This window comes from Blautia sp. An46, assembly GCF_002161645.1.
Lineage (GTDB): Bacteria > Bacillota > Clostridia > Lachnospirales > Lachnospiraceae > Blautia > Blautia ornithocaccae.
The window spans coordinates 15074-30689 of record NZ_NFIF01000018.1; the positions used below are offsets into that span (position 1 = coordinate 15074).

The 15616-nt window shown below is 45.2% G+C and carries 23 protein-coding genes, 1 pseudogene and 1 riboswitch; of the genes and pseudogenes, 19 read left to right on the plus strand and 5 right to left on the minus strand.

The genetic code is table 11. From position 1 onward, the window contains the following. Positions 1-7: 7 nt before the first annotated feature. The 5 genes from B5G00_RS13820 to B5G00_RS13840 all read right to left on the minus strand — a co-directional run bounded on the left by B5G00_RS13820 (position 8) and on the right by B5G00_RS13840 (position 4113). Positions 8-514 (minus strand): AmiS/UreI family transporter, encoded by a 507-nt coding sequence (locus tag B5G00_RS13820; RefSeq protein ID WP_087273713.1) that lies wholly within the window; start codon positions 512-514, stop codon positions 8-10. 10 nt (positions 515-524) lie between these two features. After that, positions 525-2246: an urease subunit beta gene (ureB, locus tag B5G00_RS13825; RefSeq protein ID WP_087273715.1), complete on the minus strand. Its 1722-nt coding sequence runs from the start codon at positions 2244-2246 to the stop codon at positions 525-527. A gap of 30 nt (positions 2247-2276) precedes the next feature. Then, positions 2277-2636, minus strand: a complete 360-nt coding sequence (gene ureB, locus B5G00_RS13830; RefSeq protein ID WP_087273717.1) for an urease subunit beta — start codon at positions 2634-2636, stop codon at positions 2277-2279. Between the two features lie 20 nt (positions 2637-2656). Continuing rightward, positions 2657-2959: an urease subunit gamma gene (ureA, locus tag B5G00_RS13835; RefSeq protein WP_087273718.1), complete on the minus strand. Its 303-nt coding sequence runs from the start codon at positions 2957-2959 to the stop codon at positions 2657-2659. Positions 2960-3243: 284 nt separating this feature from the next. Next, the gene (locus B5G00_RS13840; RefSeq protein ID WP_087273720.1) at positions 3244-4113 is read right to left on the minus strand and encodes a LysR family transcriptional regulator; all 870 of its coding nucleotides are present in this window, start codon (positions 4111-4113) and stop codon (positions 3244-3246) included. Positions 4114-4355: 242 nt separating this feature from the next. On the opposite strand from B5G00_RS13840, the gene B5G00_RS13845 reads away from it, so the two are divergent. The 19 genes and pseudogenes from B5G00_RS13845 to B5G00_RS19840 form a co-directional block, all read left to right on the plus strand. Further along, positions 4356-4997 carry a DUF3796 domain-containing protein gene (locus B5G00_RS13845; protein ID WP_087273721.1) on the plus strand — a complete coding sequence of 214 codons (642 nt, stop codon included), beginning with the start codon at positions 4356-4358 and terminating at the stop codon, positions 4995-4997. Between the two features lie 3 nt (positions 4998-5000). Next, on the plus strand, positions 5001-5204 hold the full coding sequence (locus B5G00_RS13850) for a helix-turn-helix transcriptional regulator (protein ID WP_087273723.1): 204 nt from the start codon (positions 5001-5003) through the stop codon (positions 5202-5204). 213 nt (positions 5205-5417) lie between these two features. Then, complete coding sequence (locus B5G00_RS13860) at positions 5418-6212, plus strand: CPBP family intramembrane glutamic endopeptidase (protein WP_087273727.1); 795 nt, start codon at positions 5418-5420, stop codon at positions 6210-6212. 368 nt (positions 6213-6580) lie between these two features. Continuing rightward, positions 6581-6733: a hypothetical protein gene (locus B5G00_RS18910; RefSeq protein WP_162613511.1), complete on the plus strand. Its 153-nt coding sequence runs from the start codon at positions 6581-6583 to the stop codon at positions 6731-6733. A gap of 73 nt (positions 6734-6806) precedes the next feature. Then, positions 6807-7205 carry an alpha/beta hydrolase gene (locus tag B5G00_RS13870; RefSeq protein ID WP_162613512.1) on the plus strand — a complete coding sequence of 133 codons (399 nt, stop codon included), beginning with the start codon at positions 6807-6809 and terminating at the stop codon, positions 7203-7205. Further along, the gene (locus tag B5G00_RS19980) at positions 7114-7347 is read left to right on the plus strand and encodes an alpha/beta hydrolase (RefSeq protein WP_087273733.1); all 234 of its coding nucleotides are present in this window, start codon (positions 7114-7116) and stop codon (positions 7345-7347) included. Before B5G00_RS13870 ends, B5G00_RS19980 begins: the two co-directional genes overlap by 92 nt. A gap of 19 nt (positions 7348-7366) precedes the next feature. Further along, positions 7367-7918 carry a hypothetical protein gene (locus tag B5G00_RS13880; protein ID WP_087273735.1) on the plus strand — a complete coding sequence of 184 codons (552 nt, stop codon included), beginning with the start codon at positions 7367-7369 and terminating at the stop codon, positions 7916-7918. A 44-nt stretch (positions 7919-7962) separates the two neighbouring features. After that, positions 7963-8136 carry a DUF7677 family protein gene (locus tag B5G00_RS13885; protein ID WP_206423801.1) on the plus strand — a complete coding sequence of 58 codons (174 nt, stop codon included), beginning with the start codon at positions 7963-7965 and terminating at the stop codon, positions 8134-8136. A 44-nt stretch (positions 8137-8180) separates the two neighbouring features. Further along, positions 8181-8372, plus strand: a complete 192-nt coding sequence (locus B5G00_RS13890; protein WP_087273737.1) for a hypothetical protein — start codon at positions 8181-8183, stop codon at positions 8370-8372. Between the two features lie 239 nt (positions 8373-8611). Further along, complete coding sequence (locus tag B5G00_RS13895; protein WP_087273740.1) at positions 8612-9064, plus strand: Hsp20/alpha crystallin family protein; 453 nt, start codon at positions 8612-8614, stop codon at positions 9062-9064. A 58-nt stretch (positions 9065-9122) separates the two neighbouring features. Then, on the plus strand, positions 9123-9581 hold the full coding sequence (locus B5G00_RS13900) for an Hsp20/alpha crystallin family protein (RefSeq protein WP_087273742.1): 459 nt from the start codon (positions 9123-9125) through the stop codon (positions 9579-9581). 180 nt (positions 9582-9761) lie between these two features. Next, positions 9762-10313: an inorganic diphosphatase gene (locus B5G00_RS13905; protein ID WP_087273867.1), complete on the plus strand. Its 552-nt coding sequence runs from the start codon at positions 9762-9764 to the stop codon at positions 10311-10313. Between the two features lie 43 nt (positions 10314-10356). Beyond that, on the plus strand, positions 10357-11301 hold the full coding sequence (locus B5G00_RS13910; protein WP_087273745.1) for an AEC family transporter: 945 nt from the start codon (positions 10357-10359) through the stop codon (positions 11299-11301). A 62-nt stretch (positions 11302-11363) separates the two neighbouring features. After that, positions 11364-11469: riboswitch (TPP riboswitch) on the plus strand. Positions 11470-11905: 436 nt separating this feature from the next. Further along, positions 11906-12100, plus strand: coding sequence for a sulfur carrier protein ThiS (thiS, locus tag B5G00_RS13915; RefSeq protein ID WP_087273747.1), 195 nt, complete (start codon positions 11906-11908; stop codon positions 12098-12100). 4 nt (positions 12101-12104) lie between these two features. Next, on the plus strand, positions 12105-12743 hold the full coding sequence (gene thiF / locus B5G00_RS13920) for a sulfur carrier protein ThiS adenylyltransferase ThiF (protein ID WP_087273749.1): 639 nt from the start codon (positions 12105-12107) through the stop codon (positions 12741-12743). Positions 12744-12760: 17 nt separating this feature from the next. Then, positions 12761-13537, plus strand: coding sequence for a thiazole synthase (locus B5G00_RS13925; protein ID WP_087273752.1), 777 nt, complete (start codon positions 12761-12763; stop codon positions 13535-13537). Positions 13538-13549: 12 nt separating this feature from the next. Continuing rightward, a complete protein-coding gene (thiH, locus tag B5G00_RS13930) occupies positions 13550-14770 on the plus strand; it encodes a 2-iminoacetate synthase ThiH (protein WP_087273754.1) in 1221 nt (406 codons plus the stop codon). Then, positions 14763-15377 carry a thiamine phosphate synthase gene (locus B5G00_RS13935; protein WP_242971368.1) on the plus strand — a complete coding sequence of 205 codons (615 nt, stop codon included), beginning with the start codon at positions 14763-14765 and terminating at the stop codon, positions 15375-15377. Before thiH ends, B5G00_RS13935 begins: the two co-directional genes overlap by 8 nt. 24 nt (positions 15378-15401) lie before the next feature. Then, positions 15402-15608, plus strand: a pseudogene (locus B5G00_RS19840) (MFS transporter); the annotation flags it as partial. Between the last annotated feature and the right edge of the window lie 8 nt (positions 15609-15616).

Sequence of the window (15616 nt, forward strand, 5' to 3'; positions counted from 1 at the left end):
TTTTCTCCTACCATTGACCGATTAACATAAGAAGTCCCGGTATCCAGGCGGTGACGACCCCTTCAAATACCTGGAGACAGGGGACGAATTTCCCCAGCTTTTTCCCGCAGATATCTTCCACAAAGGAAGTTCCCCAGAGAACTGCCCAGAGATACCAGATAGCGGCCCAACGCCAGTCCGCAGTCACATTTAAAGCAGCGCTTCCTGTAACTCCTTCAATGGTTCCGAAGACTACAGCGTTTACTGCTACAAAGGTGGAAAACCAGGCAAAGGGGATGGGGCTTAAGTTCCACAGTTTGGAAAACGCTACAAAGATATATGTGAAGCCGAAGAGCAGTCCTGTTCCTGCAGCGTAATAATTTCCCATTACCAGGTTTACCGCATTGATAAAAATGGAAAGTCCTCCGGTAAGGATATTCATAACCGCCGCTGATCTTCCCTCTACCTTGTATAAGGTGCACATGCCGTTATTGATCAGGACGATTCCTACAAATAATAAACAAACGCCTAACATGGGACACCTCCTAGAATAAGCTGTAAAGCTGTGTCAGAGGAAGTTTGTCAGCAGGTTTGGAGGTGATATGTTCTCCGTCCACTTTTACCTCATAGGTTTCCGGGTTTACTGTGATCTGGGGTGTCTTGCTGTTGAATTTCATGTCCTTTTTGCCGATATTGCGGCAGCCGGATACAGGAACCACTGTTTTTTCCAGATGATATTTTGTCTTTACGTCTTCTTCCATGGCTGCCTTAGATACAAAGGTCAGGCAGGAAGCATATTTTGCCTTTCCGTGAGCGGCAAACATAGGCTTGTATATTACCGGTTCACAGGTGGGAATGGAAGCGTTAGCGTCCCCCATCTTTCCGGCAATGATCATGCCGCCTTTGATGATCAGGTCAGGTTTGATACCGAAGAATGCAGGATTCCACAATACCAGATCGGCGAATTTTCCTTTCTCCACAGAACCTACATAGTCGGCTACGCCATGGGTAATGGCCGGGTTGATGGTATATTTGGAAATATAACGTTTTGCCCGGAAGTTGTCGTTTCCGTGGCCTTCATCCTCAGGAAGGGCTCCACGCTCCCCTTTCATCTTGCTGGCAGTCTGCCAGGTACGGGTGATGACTTCTCCCACACGTCCCATAGCCTGAGAGTCAGAACTCATCATGCTGAAGACGCCCATGTCATGGAGAACATCTTCTGCGGCAATGGTTTCCGGACGGATCCTGGAATCTGCAAAAGCTACGTCCTCTGGGATCCTCTTATCCAGATGGTGGCAAACCATCAGCATGTCCAGATGCTCATCCAGAGTATTTACTGTATAAGGCATGGTAGGGTTAGTGGAAGAGGGAAGTACGTTGGGAGCTGCCGCTGCCCGGATAATGTCAGGGGCATGGCCGCCGCCGGCGCCTTCTGTATGGTATGTATGGATAGTTCTTCCTGCAATGGCTGCCAGAGTATCTTCCACACAGCCCCCTTCATTAAGAGTATCTGTATGGATGGCTACCTGCACGTCATAGTCGTCGGCCACGTTCAGGCAGTGATCAATGGCAGCAGGAGTAGAACCCCAGTCTTCATGAAGCTTCAGTCCCATAGCGCCGGCTTTGATCTGTTCCACCAGAGCTTTCTCGTCAGAACAGTTTCCTTTTCCAAGAAGACCGATGTTCATAGGGTATTCTTCACAGGCCTTTAACATCATTTCCATGTTCCAGGGGCCTGGAGTACAGGTGGTGGCGTTGGTGCCGTCGGCAGGTCCTGTTCCGCCGCCGATCATAGTGGTGACGCCGCTGTACAGGGCACATTCTACCTGCTGGGGGGAAATGAAATGGATATGGGTATCCAGTCCGCCGGCAGTGAGGATCAGGCCTTCACCAGCCAGGGCCTCTGTGGAAGCGCCCACGGTCATTCCGGGAGTTACCCCGTCCATAACTGCAGGGTTTCCGGCCTTGCCGATGCCTGCGATCTTTCCGTCTTTAATTCCGATATCTGCTTTGTAGATTCCTGTATAATCCAGGACTAAAGCGTTGGTGATCACCAGATCCAGGTCTCCGTCGGCGCTGGTAGTCTTTACAGACTGTCCCATGCCGTCACGAAGGGTTTTGCCGCCGCCGAATTTACACTCGTCCCCGTAAGTGGTGTAATCTTTTTCTACTTCAATGACCAGGTCTGTATCTGCCAGCCGTACTTTGTCCCCTGTGGTAGGGCCGTACATCATGGCATATTTCTCTCCGGATATTTTTACGCTCATATTCATACCTCCAAGATTAGTTTGTGTATTTTAAAGGAATCCTTTCTGCTTTGCCTTTTCCATGGAAGCGGCTTTTGTCCCTTCCACAGCCTGGGCGCAGGTCAGATCGTTCAGTCCGAAGATCCGCCTGGTGCCTCCCATGGCAGTGAGGACAACTTCCTTTTCCTCTCCCGGTTCAAAACGGACAGAAGTTCCCGAAGGAATATCCAGATGGAAGCCATAGGCTTTTTCCCTGTCAAAGGACAGACAGCGGTTTACTTCAAAGAAATGAAAATGAGACCCTACCTGCACAGGACGGTCTCCGGTATTTGTGACCATCAGCGTAAGGGAAGTCTTCCCTTCATTTAATGTAATTTCCCTTTCCAAGGGCATGATTTCTCCGATTTTCATTGCGTTACCTCCTGATCGCATTACTGAATAGGGTTGTGTACAGTGACCATTTTGGTTCCGTCAGGGAAGGTGGCTTCCACCTGTACTTCTGAGACCATATCGGCCACTCCTTCCATTACATCGTCTCTGGAAAGAAGCTTTGTTCCCAGATGCATAAGTTCTGTAACTTCCTTACCGTCTCTGGCCATTTCCATTAATTCCGAACTGATATAGGCTACCGCTTCCGGGTAGTTCAGCTTCAGTCCTCTGGCTTTCCGCTCTTTTGCCAGATTTCCGGCCAGATGAAGCAGGAGCTTTTCCTGTTCCTTAGGTGTCAGTCTCATACTTTCTTCCTCCTTGCGCATAAAAATAAAAAAAGGCAAAGACGCTTCTTTCGGCGTCTTTGCCTTTATGGGAGAGATAGTAGCATGGGAGAAGAAAGATGTCAAATAAAAGTTCTTATTTCTTTATTGAGAAAAAAGTATTTTTATACATATTAAAAAATATCTGACCAGCAGAGAATCGGAATACTATGAATAATTTTTTGGGGTTTTTAAAATTCTTTGTGAAAAATACCAAAGATAAAAGGACCTGGATACAAAATATAAGTGAATTATACACGAAACCGTTAGAAAACGGAGTCTTTTATGTAATGAATAAATTTTGTTGCAGCAGCGGAGAAGACAAAATTTTTCTTCCAGGCCAGAACGGCGCCGGTCTCCAATGCAGGGGAAAAAGGAATAAAACGCAGGTCGTTGGAAATGTTTTCAATATAAAAGCATAGAGCAACTCCAACGTTATTTTTCACCATGTCTGCTGCATTTAAGATCAGGTTATAGTTGGCTGCCACATCAATCTGATCGTAAAAGTCCCCGAACCAGTTGGCCAGTTCGTTTTGTACCATTTCTCTCCGTGACATCAGAAGCGGAAATTTTGCCAGATCCTCCGGCGTCACAGTTTCTTTAGAAGCAAGGGGAGAGTCCTTCCGTACCAGTACGCCCCACACCTCTTTCTTTTCCAGACGGAGAAACTCATATTTCCCAATATCCACAGGCTCCGTGAACAGACAGATATCAAGAAGTCCTTTTTCTATCCGGTCCTTCAGGTCATCAGCCGTTGCACTGTAGATATTATAATGGACAAGGGGATATTTTTCCCGGAAAGCTGCCATTTTCCGGGAGAGAAAGGTCATGTTCCGGGTTTCGGCACAGCCGAAAAAGATTTCCCCGGAAAGGGCTTCTGCTTCATGGGATAATTCTTTTTTTGCCTTATCTGCAAGTTCTATGATCTCCTGAGCCCGCCGCTTCAGCAGCATACCATCTTCCGTAAGGACTATCCGATACTTGCTCCTGTGGAAAAGAGTGGTTCCCAGTTCCTCTTCCAGCTGTATAAGCTGCCGGGAAAGAGTAGGCTGGGTAATATGAAGCAGGTTGGCAGCTTTTGTAATATTTTCTTCCCTGGCAACCATTAAAAAGTATTTTAAAACACGGATTTCCATAAGATGATATACCTTCCTTTCTGTTGTTTCTGTCTTTAAGCATACATGATTTTGGTCAGAAGTTCCAGTATTATGGAAAAATTTCTATCCGTACAATCTTGCGTTGGAGACGTGATGCGGCATATACAGCTCTTGAATAAAAAGTGATATATTTGTAGCATTTTTGCTGACACTCTAAGGATATGGTGATATATTTATCTCATAAAGATACAAAAATGTCTCATTTAAAAGGAGGAAATACTATGTCAAAGAAACAGATTAAGAGAATTATCTTTATGGGACTGGGGTGTGCAGTGTTACTCATCGCAGCAGTGATCTACTCCCTGCTTTATAATGAGGGACGCTGGGTGAAAGAGATGGATATGTCAACTTATGTGTTCTCTCCAAAGGATATTCCCATGCTGGCAGCGGGAGTTTTAATAGCTGTATACGCTGTCTATATCCTGGTACTTTGTGTCAGGAATGCCCTTTCAAAGAAATATCCGGATAAAAAATACTCTCGGACAATCTCACCTCTGTGGGGATTTTGCGGGATCTTCGGATTTTTAGGTTTTGGGGGCTTCTGGACCTATGATAAGTATGGAGAAATATTTCCCTTTGTCTTCTTTCTGTTTTTCGGCTTTTTCGGACTGTTTTTTGAAGGAAAACTCTCTCACACTTTAGAAGATGAGCTTTTTCAGGAAAACAGGCGAAAAGCACAATTAAAAGCATATAAGACAGGATTCCGTTTATTGTTCATAGTCATATGGCTTATGGGACTTGGGATGTTTTCCCGAAATGTAGAATGGTGTGCCATCTTCATGCTGATTTCTGTTTCCTTTATCTATGCCCTGGTCCTTTTCTTCAGCAATTATTTCCTGTACCGTTATGAAAAAGGAGAGTAGATCATGGGTGCAGATTTTGTTTGTAATTTAAAAGTATATCGCACGGCACAGGGACTTACCCAGGAACAGCTGGCCGAGATCGTAGGGGTCCGGCGGGAAACCATTATGAGATTGGAAAAAGCCCAGTATAATCCTTCCCTGAAACTGGCCATTGATATTTCAAGAGCTGTGAAAGCTCCCATAGAAGATATTTTTGTTTTTAAATAAATTATTTTGTTGTTCCCGGCTGGCTGTTCTGCTTTATCCATTTGATATGCATTACATACAAGCGGTTAGTCTTTACGATTGACCGCTTTTCAAGAATTTTAATATAATGGGGAACAGAAACTCCGGAACAGGGAGAAAGGCAGGGCGAAAAATAAATAGAAATATTGAAGAAGATTTTTTTCAATATTCGTATCATAATAGAGGTGTTGTAATATGAAGAAGTTATTTATTACAGGAACAAAAGCAATTTTTTTCTTTGTTGGATGGGCTGTTTTAGCCGGATTGTTACCTATTCCCGATTCCTCAAATGGTGCAGTTTGGAGATTTTGGGCTGAACTTATTCCGTTTCTATGTGTTGTGGGTTTAACTCTGATCTTCTGGCTAATGGAGAAACGAAAAATAGAAATGCATATCATCTCCAAGCCATTCAGAAGTGTTTGCATCGGCTTTGGGACGGGTGTCCTTTGGCTGGGTGCTGCCATCATAATTTTAGCTGGACTGGGGGTAATGAGAATTACAGCCACTGACACTTTTCCAATGTTATGGCTATGGCTGCTTTCCGCACTTATAAACACAATCATGCAGGAATTATTGGTGCGAGGTTATCTCTACCAAATGATAAAGCGTAACTATAATGTGGTTGCGGCAATGGTTGTTACTACGGCATTGTTTACCTTTATGCATGGAGGTGCCTTTGAAGCAGGTATTGTGCCAGTATTAAATGTTATTACGATGAGCATTTTAATGACTACGGTATTAGAATATACCCAATCACTGATTGCTCCCGTGATGATGCATTTTATATGGAATGGTGCTGGAGGTATTATTCTCGGCGTTGTTTCGCTGGCAGACGATTATCCACATCTGTTCACAACAGCTTTTACTGGAAACACACTGCTATCTGGTGGAATGCCTAAAATGGAAGGAAGCATAGTCGTTTTAACCATAAATATAGCATTGACATTACTATTTCTGCTTTTTCTAAAAAAGCAACGAAAAGTCGCGTAACGTCATTTTACAAAAAATGGAATATCGCAAGTAGATCATGGAACGCCCAGATAGACGTTCCTTTTCTATTTCCAGCCGTTCAGTAATGGACGGCTTTTTCTATATTCTCTACAGAAAGTCCTTGGGATTGCCCTGTAGGAGAAAAATCCCCCGGGAGGGAGGCACACCTGCAATACCGGCTATAGCTGACCCCAGATACATGTCCGTTTGGCTTGCTGATTCCAGGAATAAAACCTTTGGGTATATACCGGAAAACCAACTGGATATTCTGAAGACTTTGTAAATAATCTATAATTATTTACAAAGTCAGAAGGGATTTGTAAATAATTATACAAATTTGAAAACAGCAGGGTCAGGAGGAAGGAAAGATGAGCAACTATGGAATACGATTTTCTATTCTGGATCTGGGAATCATGAAATCCGACGTTAACCTTGTAGCGCCTGGAACTGTGAAGGCCACTCGTTCCAATCCGGAGGCAAAGACTTATATGCTTGAAAAGCAGTACCGGAGAAAACAGTGAGATCCAGACAGCAGCTCATGGGCAGGTGGATGCAGGGACACGACAGATCTTCTATCTGTGGGAGGAAGGCAATATGCCTTCAGAAACAGAGTATACGGAAAACAATGGCGGTTATGCAGATGACCCCGGCTTCCGTCCTACAGTGAGAACATTTCCTGTGCCCGAGGAAACAGAGGTTAAAGGCGCTGTACTGATCTGCGCAGGGGGAGCTTTCCAATACCGAAGCGACCAGTATGAGGGAACTCCTGTGGCGGAAGCGCTCAGTCAGCGGGGCTATCAGAGCTTTGTGGTGGACTACAGACTAAGGCCATATACCCAGGAAGAAGGAGCCTTGGATCTTGCCCGGGCTGTCCGGTTTGTCAGAAGCCACGGAGAGGAATATGGAATCGATCAGGAAGATATTGCAGTTATGGGATTTTCCGCCTACCTATTTTGCATACGGAACCAGGGATCCTTTTGTAGGGGAATTTGAAGAATGTATCCAGGCTTTGGAAGAAGCAGGAGTATCTGTAGAATCCCATGTGCTGGAAGGAATGCCCCATGGTTTCGGAGCAGAAGGGGGCTGGATAGAAGGATATGATCAGTGGCTTGGCAGTATATTTGCAGAAGGATAAAAAATCAGGAGGAAGAGGTATGGGAAAAACATGGCACATATACAGAAACAGTCTTAGGGTTATCCTTTTGTCCGGGGTTCTGTCTTTTATGCTGCTTCTGTCAGGCTGCGGCCAGACAGAGGAGAGCTACCGGACAGATTCATCAGATGCAAACCCTTCAGAGAAAGCTGAAACTGTAGAGAACGGGAGCAGTGGTGAGGAGGAGGATTATACCTTAGAGACAAAGGTTATGGATGTGATCAATGATCCGGTATTTGGAGATTACGGGAGACTGATTTTTCCTGTGGACCGGACGATTGATGAGGATCTGGAACTACAGGATGTGGGAGAGATCCTGACCTGGTATAACAATGTGAATCCAGACCGTACGGTGGAGATTGCAAATTATCTGAAAGATCAGGTGGAGTCAGGAGAGCAGATTTTCTATGACATTTATACAGATGAAGAAAAGGCGGAAGATCCTGACAAGGAAAATACAGGGCTGTTTTTCTTCCGGGGAGAGCCGGGAGCAAAGACTGCAGTGATCAATGCAGGAGGAGGTTTTGTCTATGTGGCTGCCATCCATTATTAGAAGGAATCGATTTTTTTAGCGAATTCAAAGAAAGTCCAAGTCTATTGGAAACAGTATATGCAATATTTATGAACAACCTTGAGCTTGATGAAAATGGAGAGGTTCTAAATGCAAAATATGCAGAACACAGGGCTGCACAATATATTAAACAGTGGTGTATAAAAGAATATATTGCCGAACCCACATTTGAAGGCTCAGAGGAGTTAGAGTTATATTGACAACTCCTAAGTTGTCGAATTTGAAGTTAATGAGGGGAGAATAAATGGATAAAGAAAAAAAGAGAAAGTTTCATTTGGTGTTATATGGAATTGCTATTCCCGTTAGTTTGTTCGCTCTATATACATTTATCTTTGTTTTTGATAATGGTATTGGGTGGAAAATTGCGTTAATTATTATTGGTTTGGGTTGGCTTATATCCGCTATCTCCGGGGTTATAGAAAATTTGAAGAAATAGAACAATCCTGCTTTATCTGTACACAATATGAAGTCTAAGCTATAACAAAATTAATCGGTACGAAATTTTTAAAAAATTTTAGCACTCGAGGGTTGACTTTGCTGAAAATATGTGTTATATTACAACTAGAACAAAGGAAGAGAGAAAAAGAATGATTCCCAAGTTCCGACAACAACACTTCGGTTTTCCCAAAGTGCTAAAATAAATAATATGATGTCTTTTGAAAGGAGATATGACTTATGTTAGTACCTAGTATTTTTGGAGAAAATTTGTTTGATGACTTTATGGACTTCCCATTTAACGATGATTTCTGGGGAAGGAAAAATCCTTTATATGGAAAGAACGCCAAGAGAATGATGAAAACCGATATCCGGGAAACAGATGGTTCCTATGAACTGGATGTTGACCTGCCGGGATTTAAGAAAGACGAGATCAAGGCTTCCCTGGAAAATGGCTACCTTACCATTTCCGCAGCAAAGGGATTGGATAAAGATGAGAAAGACAAAGACGGCAAATATATCCGCCAGGAGCGTTATGCAGGAGCAATGAGCAGAAGCTTCTATGTAGGCGATGAAGTTACCCAGGAGGATATCAAGGCTAAATATGAGGACGGTATCCTGAAACTGAGCATTCCGAAAAAAGAGAAAAAACCTGCAGTTGAACAGGATAATCACATTGCTATTGAGGGATGACAGATTTTAGTCAGCCCTGGGCAGAAGAGTAGGAAAAGTGAAAAAGGAGGAATGACCTATGTTACTGCCGAGAACATTTGCTGATGACTGGTTTGATGATTTCTTTGATTTTGACGATTTCCCATTTTTTAATGATAGAGAAGATAGGAAAATGGAAAGGAAGCTCTATGGACGGAGAGCGAAAAATCTGATGAAGACAGATATCCGGGAGAAGAAGGACGGCTATGAACTGGATATTGATCTTCCCGGATTCAAGAAAGAAGATATAAAGGTTACTCTGGAAAATGGCTATATGACCATTTCCGCACAGAAGGATTCTCCAAAGGAGACAAAGAACGGACGTTTCATCCGGAAAGAACGTTTCAGCGGAGCCTGTGAGAGAAGCTTTTATGTAGGCGACAATCTGACTCAGGAGGATATCCAGGGTGAATTCAAACATGGCGTACTGAAACTGAGGATTCCGAAGAAAGAAGCGGCTCCTCAGGTAGAAGAGAATAAGTACATTACCATTGAATAAAGGGATAATAGATAAGGGACTGCTTCCCGCCGGGGATTTAAGAACCGACAGGGGAGCAGTTTTTTGCTGTCTGCTTTTGCACAGAAAAAGAATTTGCAAATAGGAGAAAAGGGTTATAGAATAGGGATATCAAAACAGGAAAGTCTCAGAAGGGGAGAGACTTTAAAAGGAGGTATTTCTATGAACATTTGGCATGATATCAGTGAGGAGCGGATCTACCCCACAGATTTTATGGCGGTGATCGAGATCGAAAAGGGGAGCAACAAAAAATACGAGCTGGATAAGGAGACCGGCATGCTGTCACTGGACAGAATCTTATTCACTGCAACCCACTATCCCATGAACTACGGTTTTATTCCCAGAACTTACGGAGACGACAAGGATCCTCTGGATGTGCTGGTACTTTGTTCTGAATCAATTCTGCCCATGACCCTGGTCAGGTGCTACCCTATAGGTGTTATGAAGATGGAAGACGGGGGAATGGGAGATGAGAAGATCATTGCCATTCCTTATGGAGATCCTACCTATATGGGTTATACAGATATCCATGAACTGCCGAAGCACATTTTTGAGGAGCTGAAGCACTTCTTTACTATCTACAAACATCTGGAAGGAAAAAGTACCACAGTCAATGAGTTCGGCGGCCCCATTGCGGCAGTGGAAGTTATCGAAAAATGTATGGAGAATTATAAGAAAAAATTTGTAGATCAAACAGAGGAAGCCCAGGCATAAAAAGGGCGGTCAAAAACTTGAAAGGAAGACTGGAAGAACGGCCATGGAGAATCTTATTTTTAGTCTGAATGCTACGATACCTGTATTTTTGCTGATGGTCCTGGGACTGGCTCTCAGGAAAATCGGCTGGATCGACGAAGGGTTTGCTTCGAAGATGAATCAATTTGTCTTTCGGGTGCCTTTGCCGGTGCTTTTATTCCAGGATCTGGCTACCGTAGATTTTTATGAAATGTGGGATGGAAAATTTGTTCTTTTCTGTTTTGTTGTCACATTTCTGGAGATTTTCCTAGCCGGTCTTCTCTCCCTTCTTCTGAAAGACCGGAGCACCAGGGGGGAGTTTATCCAGGCTTCTTACCGGAGCAGCGCTGCTCTCCTGGGGATTGCTTTTATCCAGAATATTTACGGTTCTGCTGGGATCGCCCCCTTGATGATCATTGGCAGTGTTCCTTTGTATAATATAATGGCGGTAGTGGTCCTTTCTTTCTTCAGCCCTGAAAGAAAGACCCTGGACGGAAGTACCGTTAAGAAGACTTTGAAAGGGATCATTACAAACCCCATTATTATTGGTATTCTGGTGGGAATGGCCTGGTCTCTGCTGAGACTGCCTTTGCCCCAGATTGCTCAGAAAACAGTCAGTAGTATAGGGGCGACGGCAACCCCTCTGGGCCTGATGGCCATGGGAGCTTCCTTTGATTTCAAAAAGGCTCTGGGGCAGAAAGGACCGGCAGTAGCTGCCTCTTTTCTGAAGCTGGCAGGATTTGGCACCCTGTTCCTTCCTTTGGCGGCAGCTATGGGATTCCGCCAGGAAAAGCTGGTAGCCATTCTGATCATGCTGGGTTCGGCTACTACAGTAAGCTGCTATGTGATGGCGAAAAATATGGATCATGAGGGAACGCTGACTTCCAGCGTGGTTATGCTGACTACACTGGGAAGCGCTTTTACCGTCACTGCCTGGCTGTATATTTTCAGAACTCTGGGGATGATCTGAGAAGGGCTGTCTGGTTGATAAATTTATCTTGACAGAAAAGAGAGAGAAGTTTATACTGAAAAAGTAAAAAACAGGGGAGCTTGTAAACAGGCTGAGAGGAAGTTGTGAACTTCGACCCGGGAACCTGATTTGGATAATGCCAACGTAGGAAGAAAGAAGAGATTTCAGGAGATGGCAGAGTCCGTCTCCTTTCTTTTTGTGCGATAAGCTGGACATGATATTGCGTCAGATAGGATATTCCCCTATCCGATCAAAAGACTCTTCAGAAGACAGATTTCTGAAAGAAGTCCCAAGCTAAGGTTCCTTACGAAAACAGAATACTGATCACAGTTGAGAGTGAGCCAACGGGTTCATGAAGGGGTGCACCACCACGGGTGTATTACTTCGTGAACCCTTTTTTAGTCTATGTAGCTGTCCCATTAATCATTTTCGAGAATATTTACACATTTTACTGCTTAGTCTGCGCTGCTTTGAGCCTATGGTCTCAAAGCTGTGCTCGACAAATTCGCATAAAATGTATAAATATTCCTGAAGTATGACTAATGGGACAGCACCATAGAATAAAACCTCTCTGTGTGGCAGAAATTCTGGAAAGGAGAGGAAGATGATTGTAAACGGAGAAAGAGCAGCCTGGGAGGCCGGTCTGACAGTGGAGAAGCTGCTGGAAGCAAGAAATTACCGGCAAGACCGGGTTGCGGTGGAAAAAAACGGAGAGATCGTTCCTAAGAAGAATTATTCCACAGAAGAGATCCTGGAAGAGGACAGGATCGAGATCGTCAGTTTTGTTGGAGGAGGCTGATCTTATGGAGAAAAGGATTCCATCCAGGGAAGAACTGCAGAAAGCCCTTCTTGCCCGGTGCACAAGGGAAGAAGCGGAAAAATTGTGGAATGCCAAGATTGCGGTGGCAGGCCTTGGGGGTCTGGGCTCTAATGTGTCGGTGTTTCTGACCAGAGCAGGAGTGGGACATCTTCATCTTATTGACTTTGATAAGGTGGATATGACAAATCTGAACCGGCAGCACTATTTTATTTCCCATCTGGGTATGGATAAGACAGAAGCACTGAAAGAGCAGCTTCTTCAGATCAATCCCTGGCTGGATATTGAGACCAGTTGTGAAAGGGTTACGGAAGAAAATATTCCCAGGCTTTTTCAGAATGCAGGTATTATCTGCGAAGCTTTTGACAGGCCGGAGAATAAAGCTATGCTGGTTAACGGCTGTCGGGAGTTTTTTCCTGAAAAACCTCTGGTCTGTGCCAGCGGCATGGGAGGGTTTGGAAGGAGCAATGATATCGTCACCAGACAGGTGGGAAGAAATTTCTATCTCTGCGGAGACGGGACTTCCGGGATCGAGGAAGGACAGGGGCTTGCAGCCCCCAGAGTGGCCCTGTGCGCAGCTCATGAGGCAAACCTGATCCTGGAACTGATATTAGAAAAAAATTAAGAAATGAGGGAAGAAAAATGAACCATACAAAAGACACTTGGAAAATCGGTAACCACGAGTTTACTTCCAGATTTATTCTGGGATCCGGGAAATATTCTCTGGATCTGATAAAGGCAGCGGTAGAGCAGGCAAAAGCCCAGATCATTACCCTGGCTCTTCGCCGGGTAAATGAAGGCGGCGCCGCCAATATCCTGGATTATATCCCCCAGGGCGTCAGTCTTCTGCCCAATACTTCCGGAGCCAGAGATGCCCAGGAGGCAGTGCGGATCGCCAGGCTTTCCAGAGAAGTCTGCGGCAGCGATCTGGTAAAGATCGAGATCATGCGGGATACCAGATACCTTCTTCCGGACAACCAGGAAACCATTAAAGCTACAGAAATCCTGGCAAAAGAAGGATTTACTGTTATGCCCTATATGTATCCGGATCTTAATGCCGCCAGAGATATGGTCCAGGCAGGCGCCGCCTGTATCATGCCTCTGGGAGCGCCCATCGGCTCCAACAAAGGCCTGTGTACCAAAGAATTTATCCAGATCCTCATTGATGAGATCGATCTGCCCATTATTGTAGATGCCGGCATCGGAAGACCTTCCCAGGCCTGCGAGGCTATGGAAATGGGGGCAGCGGCAGTTATGGCCAATACTGCTATTGCAACGGCAGGAGATGTGCCTCTTATGGCAGATGCCTTCCGCAAGGCTATAGAAGCAGGAAGAGAGGCTTACCTTTCCGGACTTGGAAGAGTTATGGAAAAAGGAGCCAGCCCTTCATCACCCCTTACAGGATATCTTCAGGACTAGGAGGCAGAGGCAATGAGTCAGGAAAATCACGTAAACGAAAGTATCATCAACGAAGAAGTAAAAGAATTTCTGGAAAAAGGAAAGCGGACGGATCACATGAAATATCTGCCGGATATGGAAGTGATTCAAAGCGATGTGATGGACAAAGTCCGGGAGGCTGCGAGAAATTATGACTACAGTCTGTATACAGAGGCAGATGTAAGAAGAGCTCTTGCCCATGATTACAAGACACCGGAAGACTTTAAGGCCCTCCTTTCTCCTGCGGCTCTTCCTCTTTTGGAGGAGATCGCTCAGTGCGCCCAGAAGGAGACCAGGAAGCACTTCGGCAATTCCATTTATATGTTCACGCCTATCTACATAGCAAATTACTGTGAAAACTACTGTATATACTGCGGGTTTAACTGCCATAACAGGATCAAAAGAGCCCAGCTTACCTATGAAGAGATTGACAAGGAAATGGCAGCTATTGCCAAGTCTGGCCTTCAGGAAATCCTGATTCTGACAGGGGAGAGCCGGAAAAAATCCACCGTAGAATATATCGGAGAGGCATGTAAGATCGCCAGGAAATATTTCCGGGTCATCGGCCTGGAGGTTTATCCTATGAATTCTGATGAGTACGCCTACCTTCATAAATGCGGAGCAGACTATGTCACCGTTTTCCAGGAAACCTATCATGCAGACAAATATGAGACCCTCCATCTGGCAGGTCATAAAAGGATTTACCCTTACCGTGTCAATGCTCAGGAAAGAGCCCTTATGGGTGGTATGCGGGGAGTAGCTTTCGGCGCCCTTCTGGGGCTGGACGATTTTAGAAAAGATGCTTTTGCCACAGGTATGCATGCCTGGTATCTCCAGAAAAAATATCCCCAGGCAGAGATTTCCTTCTCCTGTCCAAGACTTCGTCCTATTATTAATAACGACAAGATCAACCCCATGGACGTCCACGAGGCCCAGCTTCTTCAGGTAGTCTGCGCCTACCGTCTGTTTATGCCTTTTGCAGGGATCACTATTTCTACAAGAGAGTGTGCCAGAGTAAGGGATAACCTGGTAAAGATCGCCGCCACTAAGATTTCCGCCGGAGTCAGCACCGGTATCGGCGAGCATGTAGAAGAGCTGGAAGATAAGGGAGACGCTCAGTTTGAGATCTCAGACGGACGGTCTGTCCAGGAAGTCTATGACAGCCTGCTGGGAGAAAATCTCCAGCCGGTTATGGCGGAGTATGTCTATGTGTAGAGAAGAAAGAATGACTGCAGAGCTGGAAAAAGATCTCTGGTCCCGGATAACGGTTGTTACTGACCGGAAGCTTGCTGTCCGCCCTTTTCTGGACCAGATCGAGATCCTCTGTCAAAAAGGGCCCGAGAGGATCTTGTTAAGAGAAAAAGATCTGAACCTGCCGGAATATGAGAAGCTTGCAGTAGAAGTAAAAGAAATCTGTGACAGATACCAGGTGCCTTTTTACTGCCATACCTACAGGGAAGCAGCAGTAAAAGCAGGGACGCAGGGTCTGCAGCTCCCTCTTTCAGTGCTTCGGGAGACAGGAAGAGGAAGCTTGGACAAAAAATGGAACCTCGGCTGTTCTGTTCACAGCCTGGAAGAGGCTCAGGAGGCGGAATGCCTGGGAGCGGATTATGTCATCGCCGGACATATATTTGCTACAGACTGTAAGAAGGGCCTTCCTCCCAGAGGCCTGGACTTTCTGGAGCAGATCTGCCGGTCAGTTTCCCTGCCGGTCTACGCCATCGGAGGGATCTGTCTGGAGCAGGATCAGATAAAAAAAACACTGGCTGCCGGAGCCAGAGGAGTGTGCATTATGTCCGGAGCTATGAAATTCCAGCCGTAAAGGCTCAGGCAGGAGGATATTACAATGTTTCAGCTATTGTTAGCGATTATTTATCTGGCTTTTATCAGCCTGGGACTTCCGGATGCACTTTTAGGCTCTGCGTGGCCCACCATGTATCAGGAACTCTCGGTACCTGTTTCCTTTTTCAGTGTACTTATGACGGCAGCGGCGTTGTTCGGGTTTTCTGTCAGCCATTCTTATGCGGCGCTGTGTCTGTGGGCCAGCAGCTATCTGGTGCT

What these genes read in the sequence shown, in the direction of transcription:
- B5G00_RS13820 (WP_087273713.1), bottom strand. Translation starts at nt 514, where the DNA reads ATGTTAGGCGTTTGTTTATTATTTGTAGGAATCGTCCTGATCAATAAC.
- ureB (WP_087273715.1), bottom strand. Translation starts at nt 2,246, where the DNA reads ATGAGCGTAAAAATATCCGGAGAGAAATATGCCATGATGTACGGCCCT.
- ureB (WP_087273717.1), bottom strand. Translation starts at nt 2,636, where the DNA reads ATGAAAATCGGAGAAATCATGCCCTTGGAAAGGGAAATTACATTAAAT.
- ureA (WP_087273718.1), bottom strand. Translation starts at nt 2,959, where the DNA reads ATGAGACTGACACCTAAGGAACAGGAAAAGCTCCTGCTTCATCTGGCC.
- B5G00_RS13840 (WP_087273720.1), bottom strand. Translation starts at nt 4,113, where the DNA reads ATGGAAATCCGTGTTTTAAAATACTTTTTAATGGTTGCCAGGGAAGAA.
- B5G00_RS13845 (WP_087273721.1), top strand. Translation starts at nt 4,356, where the DNA reads ATGTCAAAGAAACAGATTAAGAGAATTATCTTTATGGGACTGGGGTGT.
- B5G00_RS13850 (WP_087273723.1), top strand. Translation starts at nt 5,001, where the DNA reads ATGGGTGCAGATTTTGTTTGTAATTTAAAAGTATATCGCACGGCACAG.
- B5G00_RS13860 (WP_087273727.1), top strand. Translation starts at nt 5,418, where the DNA reads ATGAAGAAGTTATTTATTACAGGAACAAAAGCAATTTTTTTCTTTGTT.
- B5G00_RS18910 (WP_162613511.1), top strand. Translation starts at nt 6,581, where the DNA reads ATGAGCAACTATGGAATACGATTTTCTATTCTGGATCTGGGAATCATG.
- B5G00_RS13870 (WP_162613512.1), top strand. Translation starts at nt 6,807, where the DNA reads ATGCCTTCAGAAACAGAGTATACGGAAAACAATGGCGGTTATGCAGAT.
- B5G00_RS19980 (WP_087273733.1), top strand. Translation starts at nt 7,114, where the DNA reads ATGGAATCGATCAGGAAGATATTGCAGTTATGGGATTTTCCGCCTACC.
- B5G00_RS13880 (WP_087273735.1), top strand. Translation starts at nt 7,367, where the DNA reads ATGGGAAAAACATGGCACATATACAGAAACAGTCTTAGGGTTATCCTT.
- B5G00_RS13890 (WP_087273737.1), top strand. Translation starts at nt 8,181, where the DNA reads ATGGATAAAGAAAAAAAGAGAAAGTTTCATTTGGTGTTATATGGAATT.
- B5G00_RS13895 (WP_087273740.1), top strand. Translation starts at nt 8,612, where the DNA reads ATGTTAGTACCTAGTATTTTTGGAGAAAATTTGTTTGATGACTTTATG.
- B5G00_RS13900 (WP_087273742.1), top strand. Translation starts at nt 9,123, where the DNA reads ATGTTACTGCCGAGAACATTTGCTGATGACTGGTTTGATGATTTCTTT.
- B5G00_RS13905 (WP_087273867.1), top strand. Translation starts at nt 9,762, where the DNA reads ATGAACATTTGGCATGATATCAGTGAGGAGCGGATCTACCCCACAGAT.
- B5G00_RS13910 (WP_087273745.1), top strand. Translation starts at nt 10,357, where the DNA reads ATGGAGAATCTTATTTTTAGTCTGAATGCTACGATACCTGTATTTTTG.
- thiS (WP_087273747.1), top strand. Translation starts at nt 11,906, where the DNA reads ATGATTGTAAACGGAGAAAGAGCAGCCTGGGAGGCCGGTCTGACAGTG.
- thiF (WP_087273749.1), top strand. Translation starts at nt 12,105, where the DNA reads ATGGAGAAAAGGATTCCATCCAGGGAAGAACTGCAGAAAGCCCTTCTT.
- B5G00_RS13925 (WP_087273752.1), top strand. Translation starts at nt 12,761, where the DNA reads ATGAACCATACAAAAGACACTTGGAAAATCGGTAACCACGAGTTTACT.
- thiH (WP_087273754.1), top strand. Translation starts at nt 13,550, where the DNA reads ATGAGTCAGGAAAATCACGTAAACGAAAGTATCATCAACGAAGAAGTA.
- B5G00_RS13935 (WP_242971368.1), top strand. Translation starts at nt 14,763, where the DNA reads ATGTGTAGAGAAGAAAGAATGACTGCAGAGCTGGAAAAAGATCTCTGG.